This window comes from Mesorhizobium sp. WSM4850 (assembly GCF_055811735.1).
Window position 1 is genome coordinate 1 of sequence record NZ_JBVVPV010000104.1, and the last position, 5,406, is coordinate 5,406.

Genomic DNA, 5,406 nt, shown 5'->3' on the forward strand with positions numbered 1-5,406 from the left:
TGTATATGACCCGCACCACAGCGCTAAAAAAAAGAAGGGCAACCTATCGCTTCATCCTATAACGGCGCGATTATGTTTGGCGATCGCTTCGCCGTTGTGAAGGGCGCGCCCCACAAGGCGGAAGCGCTTGAACTGTTTAAATTCTACCTGGATTCGCCCGAAATCCAGGGGAAGATTTGTGAGGAGATGTCCTGCGTGCCGCCGAGCAAGGATGCGGCCAAGTACATGAGCGCGGAGGCGCGCGCCAACATGCCGTCTGACGAGCAGATCAGTTCCGAAATGGTGGTTCCGGACCCCAAGTGGGTCAACGCCAACCAGCAAATGCTGACCGACCGCTGGAATACCTGGATTCAGAAGTAGCCTCCTCCCAGGCAGCAGGGCTGCCGGCGCCAGCCGGCAGCCCTGAGATCCTGCCGGCCCAAGTCCGGTTTCGATCATAAGAAATTGATCCGCACGGTTTGTGCATCTAGCTAGTGCCCTTCCACAAACAGCAAGCGCTGAAATTATTCATGAATATTGATTTTCGGCGGGCAAGGCCCGGCGGTTTCGGGTAGACTTTGAGATCAAGCCACTGATACCAAAGGAAACCTGCAACCGCCGGAGCGACAATGCGCCAAGAACGCACCGTCCAATCCAATATATTTGATCTTTTCGCCGAGCACGAGATCGGCCGCTAGCTGAAAGCCATGTCGCAGTGGCTGGACGAACATCGTGACCTGCTCGAGTTAGTGGCTGGGGACCTGCGTCGGCACGGTGTCAAGGAGACCGGCCGGCAAGGCCTGCCGACGGAGGCGGTGCTGCGCTGCGCCCTTCTCAAGCAATATCGCCGGTTGAGTTATCTGGAACTGGCCTTCCATCTGGAAGACTCCGCCTCGTTCCGGGCCTTTGGCCGGCTGCCGTGGTCCTGGACCCCGAAGAGGTTGGTGCTTCACAAGACGATCAGCGCGATCCGGGCGCAAACCTGGGAGGGGATCAACCGGGTGTTGTTGGCGAGCGCCAGGCGGGAGAAGCTGGAAAGCGGCAAGGTCGTGCGTGTGGACAGCACCGTCACCGCCGCACCCATCCTCCACGAGCCGAGCGACAGCAGCCTGTTATGGGACGCTGTGCGGGTGATGGTGCGGCTGTTGCAGCACGCGGACGCATTGGGCAGCGCCGTCCTATGGCACGATCACTGCCGCGCGGCGAAGAAGCGGGCTCGGGCGATCGAATATACCCGCGGCCGTCCCAAACGGGTTCAGCTCTACCGCGAGCTACTCAAAATCACGTGCAAGACCTTGGGCTATCTCCAGCAGTCGGCTGAGCGGCTGACCCTGGCGGCGGTCCCGGCCGTTGAACTCTGGCAGGCCGAGGTCCGCCACTACCGGCCGCTGATCGAGCAGATCATCGCCCAGACCGAACGGCGGGTTATGGCCGGTCCCGGCCGGCGAGAAGCTGGTGAGCCTCTTCGAGTCCCATGCGCGACATCATCGTCAAAGGCAGCCGCGACGTCGACTATGGCCACAAGATCCTATGAGGAGGGTGGATAGCGACCTGCGCTGTGGCAAAGGTGAGGTTGCTAAACCCTAGACACCCTACCTTGGAGGCCGAGCATGCCCGTTGCAGCACACCGACCCGATGCGTTAACCGCCATCCGCACTGATCTTGGCGCAATTTTCGTCTCGTTGGAACTCAGCCGTTCGAAATGGCTGATCACCTCGCTGTCGCCGGGCGCTGGCGAGAAGATGTCGAAACACGCAGTGGCGGCCGGCGACGTGGCCGGCATGCTGGCGCGGTTTGCCGAGCTCAACCGGAAGGCCGAGGCGCGGACCGGGAAATGCTTTCCGATCATCGTCGTCCAAGAGGCCGGGCTCGACGGCTTTTGGATTCACAGGGTGCTGCAGGCCGAAGGAATCGAAAGCCACGTCGTCGATCCGGCCTCAATTGCCACCTCACGCCGGCGGCGTCGGGCAAAGACCGATAAGATCGACGGCGAGGCGCTGGTGCGCGCGCTGCTCGCCTATAAGAGGGGCGAGCCGCGCGTCTGCGCCATGCTGCGGGTGCCCACCCCCGAGGAAGAGGACCGCCGCCGCCTCTCGCGTGAGCGCAGGGCCTTGACGAACGAGCGGACCCGCCATGTCAACCGCATCAAAGGCCTGCTGTTTGCCCAGGGTGTCTCCGGCTACGAGCCCTTGCGGCGCGATCGGCGCAGGTGCCTTGAGGCGCTGAAGACCGGCGACGGGCGTCCGCTGCCGGACCATCTGAAGCAGCAGATTGATCGCGAACTCGAACGGCTGGAGCTGCTGATGGAACAGATCAAGGCGGTCGAGGCCGAGCGCGACGCCATGCTTGCGACCGAGCAGAGTGCCTCGCCATCGCCGGCCATGCTGCTCGACCTGAAGGGCATCGGGCAGGAGTTTGCCGCCGTGCTGTGGACGGAGGGCCTGTCGCGGCACTACGACAACCGACGACAGTTGGCCGCCTACGCCGGCCTGGCGGCGACCCCCTGGCAAAGCGGCTCCGTCTCACACGACCAGGGCGTTTCGAAATCCGGCAATCCAAGGCTGCGAACTACGCTGATCCAGCTCGCGTGGCTATGGCTGCGCCATCAATCGCAATCGGCGCTCTCCTTGTGGTTCAAGGAGCAGAACGGCGGGCGCCTGAAGAAGGCGACGATTGTGGCGCTCGCCCGCAAGCTACTCGTGGCGCTGTGGAAATACGTCAACGCCGGCGTCGTCATCGAGGGGGGCGTCATGAAGAGCGCCTGATGCCGATTGCCGCTCACCCATGGAATGTGAACTAAGCACTTCTTCCAGGGCCTGATCAGTCCTGGCGGATCCAGGTGGACGAACCGAAGATTGGGATGGCCTGAAATGCCCCGCCACAAGAATGGTCCCGTCCTCCTGAGCCCGTACCCGCCGCAAGCGGGATGTTGGTGCCGCTGTTTCGAGCAGCGACCGTATATAAGTTGGATTGGGCTCGGATAAACGGGCCGCGTCATGCCATCGGGCTCAGACCATGGATTCCGCAACACATCGAGAAGGTAAAGAAATGTTGCCCTGACACACCCGTTCCGTCTTGACCTTCCTCATATAAACTCAATCTGGCCACCGGCAGAAGCGGACTGATCCTCGACCTCGTCATCGAAGCCGGCAACTCGGCCGACAGCGTGCGCTTGCTGCCAATGCTGGAGCGCCATATCGCCTTCTATGGCGAGGCGCCGCGCCATGCGGTGGCCGACGGCGGCTATGCAAGCCGCGCCAATCTGAGCGGAGCCAAAGCCTGGGGAGTACGCGACATGGCCTTCCACAAGAAGAGCGGCCTCAGCATCGAAGACATGGTCGGAAGCCGCTGGGTCTATCGCAAGCTGCGCAACTTCCGCGCCGGCATCGAGGCCGGAATCTCTTGCCTGAAACGCGCTTATGGCTTGGGGCGCTGCACTTGGCGCGGGCTTGACCACTTCAAGACCTATGTCTGGTCCTCGGTGCTCGCAAATAACCTCGCACTCTTCGCTCGACTCAGGCCGACCTGACACATCCGCGCTCCTGAGAGCGGCAACGAGGTGCGCCGGCAACTGGCCCCTGCTCGCGTCTCCGCCAGCAGACCGTTCCGGCGAGATTTGCACCCACCACCCCGATCACAACGACTTCAAAGCCCGCCCGTTGAGCCGTAAGCTGCGGTAACCACGAGAAAAACAACCACTTTATGGACGGGCACTGGCTAAGGCGCGAAGTCGCCATATTATCTGCAGTTGGGAACAACAGATGCACAGCGTTGATGATTTCCGACATCTCCAGACCGAGGCCAACGAGTGGCATCGCTACCTGCACCAGAATCCTGAGCTCGGCTATCAGCTACACACACAGCAAGTTCGTGGTCGAGAAACCGGCGTGAAACGGGGGATGCTGAAACCGGTATCGTGGCATTGATCCGGGGCGAAGGCGGAGACGGGCCGACGATCGGGCTGAGGGCGGACATGGATGTCCCTGCCGATCGATGAGGCGTCAAACAAGCCCTGTTCGTCGAAAATACCGGGCAAAATGCATGGATGCGGCCACGACGGCCACACGGCAATGTTGCTGGGCGCTGCGAAATACCTGGCGTCTACGCGCAAGTTCAAGGGGTCCGTTGCCTTAATCTTTTAGCCCGCGGAAGAAGAGGGACAGGGCGGCCAAAGGATGGTCCAGGAGGGGATCATGGACCGTTTCGGCACTTCCCTTGTTGTTGGCATGCACAACAAACCGGGAGTGGAGGTCGGCAAATTCGGCATTTGCAGTGGCCCTGCCGGAGCTGCGAGCTTTGCGTGTACGCGGCGCGCTTGAAAAAGCAGGCGTACCGTGCATGTGCTTGCACATCATCTCGATAAACGCAGCCTGCGAGTGGCTGCGCGATTTCGTGACCGGGCTATCGCTTCGGCAATATGATCACTCCGGAAACGTTAGCTCGCCTCGCGCCATCAACGACCCAGAAGTTCGGCTCGTGCGCACGGGCCTGGCGGATACGGGCTCGTTCAGGAAACCGGTCGACGATGGAATGCCGTATTTGATCGCAGGCCTAGCCAGCCGTATTCGTGAACGGCTTGGTTGGTTTGCGATGGAACGCGCGAACGCGGGACTGGCTATCCGCCGGCAAATGTCATCTCCTTGGAGCCGGCCGAAGCGCGGTCGCGCCGAGTGAATTTCAGAGCGGCGATCGAAACCTCGCCACGCAAATCTTCCAGCACGTGCGGATCTTCTCCTCGACCGAATACTGCTTGCGGTCACCCCGTGGATGTCCTTGATGACCTTCTCCGCGGGTGCTTTTTTGCTTTCCCTGTCGTATTTTGCCTCATCTTCATTCCTTTCGAAGTTTCGAAGTCTCGAGGACTACGATGAGCCAGAAATCCTCCGCTCTCAGTTAAGCCCAATTGGGTCCCATCAGTGCTGAACGGGACTGGGCGATCTGCCTTTAAGCGCCATTTTGGAATCACCTCAAAACGGACGCGCGACAGTCCCAGCAGCGCATACTTAGCTCCGGTGATCATAATGAAGCGCCGACAAACATAACGCGGGCCATCTATTCAAGTTCTTCGGCCTTGACTAGCTAAGCTAATTGCAGGCTTGAATCGGACTGGCATCTGCCGATCGCGCAACCCACCATTTGTCCGCCAGTTCAAGCGTGTTGAGCTTCGTAGGCGGCGCGGGCGACTCCCACGCAGCCGGAGGCGTTCGCAATCATTTTGGGAGGACAGCCATGTGCACACCGTCGACTCCCGGGAATGGGAGATCCGCTCCGATGGCTGCGGCCTTGAACTCCCTGGGGCAATCGCGCTCCGATTAAAACGGATGACTGATACAACGTTGAGTTCTAGCATCATCATGACACAGCTTCCAAAGGACTTTCCGGATTTCGGGCTGACGCGTGAGCAGCGGCAGCTGGCCGTGCGCAGCC

At 60.7% G+C, this 5,406-nt stretch carries 4 protein-coding genes and 3 pseudogenes; all 7 read left to right on the top strand.

What is annotated here, in order from left to right; genetic code table 11:
• The first annotated feature begins 72 nt into the window (after positions 1 to 72).
• Positions 73 to 360 carry a hypothetical protein gene (locus tag AC0L2Z_RS34795; protein ID WP_473630564.1) on the top strand — a complete coding sequence of 96 codons (288 nt, stop codon included), beginning with the start codon at positions 73 to 75 and terminating at the stop codon, positions 358 to 360.
• Positions 361 to 608: 248 nt separating this feature from the next.
• A pseudogene (locus AC0L2Z_RS34800) lies at positions 609 to 1,507 on the top strand (transposase); the annotation flags it as partial.
• A gap of 82 nt (positions 1,508 to 1,589) precedes the next feature.
• Positions 1,590 to 2,744: an IS110 family RNA-guided transposase gene (locus AC0L2Z_RS34805; RefSeq protein WP_473630565.1), complete on the top strand. Its 1,155-nt coding sequence runs from the start codon at positions 1,590 to 1,592 to the stop codon at positions 2,742 to 2,744.
• Positions 2,745 to 3,067: 323 nt separating this feature from the next.
• A pseudogene (locus AC0L2Z_RS34810) lies at positions 3,068 to 3,508 on the top strand (transposase); the annotation flags it as partial.
• Positions 3,509 to 3,740: 232 nt separating this feature from the next.
• A pseudogene (locus AC0L2Z_RS34815) lies at positions 3,741 to 4,271 on the top strand (M20/M25/M40 family metallo-hydrolase); the annotation flags it as partial.
• A complete protein-coding gene (locus tag AC0L2Z_RS34820; RefSeq protein WP_473630567.1) occupies positions 4,252 to 4,653 on the top strand; it encodes a hypothetical protein in 402 nt (133 codons plus the stop codon). The pseudogene AC0L2Z_RS34815 and the gene AC0L2Z_RS34820, both read left to right, overlap by 20 nt.
• A gap of 557 nt (positions 4,654 to 5,210) precedes the next feature.
• On the top strand, positions 5,211 to 5,406 hold a 196-nt coding region (locus AC0L2Z_RS34825; protein ID WP_473630566.1), incomplete at its 3' end, for a hypothetical protein.

What these genes read in the sequence shown, in the direction of transcription:
- AC0L2Z_RS34805 (WP_473630565.1), top strand. Translation starts at nt 1,590, where the DNA reads ATGCCCGTTGCAGCACACCGACCCGATGCGTTAACCGCCATCCGCACT.
- AC0L2Z_RS34795 (WP_473630564.1), top strand. Translation starts at nt 73, where the DNA reads ATGTTTGGCGATCGCTTCGCCGTTGTGAAGGGCGCGCCCCACAAGGCG.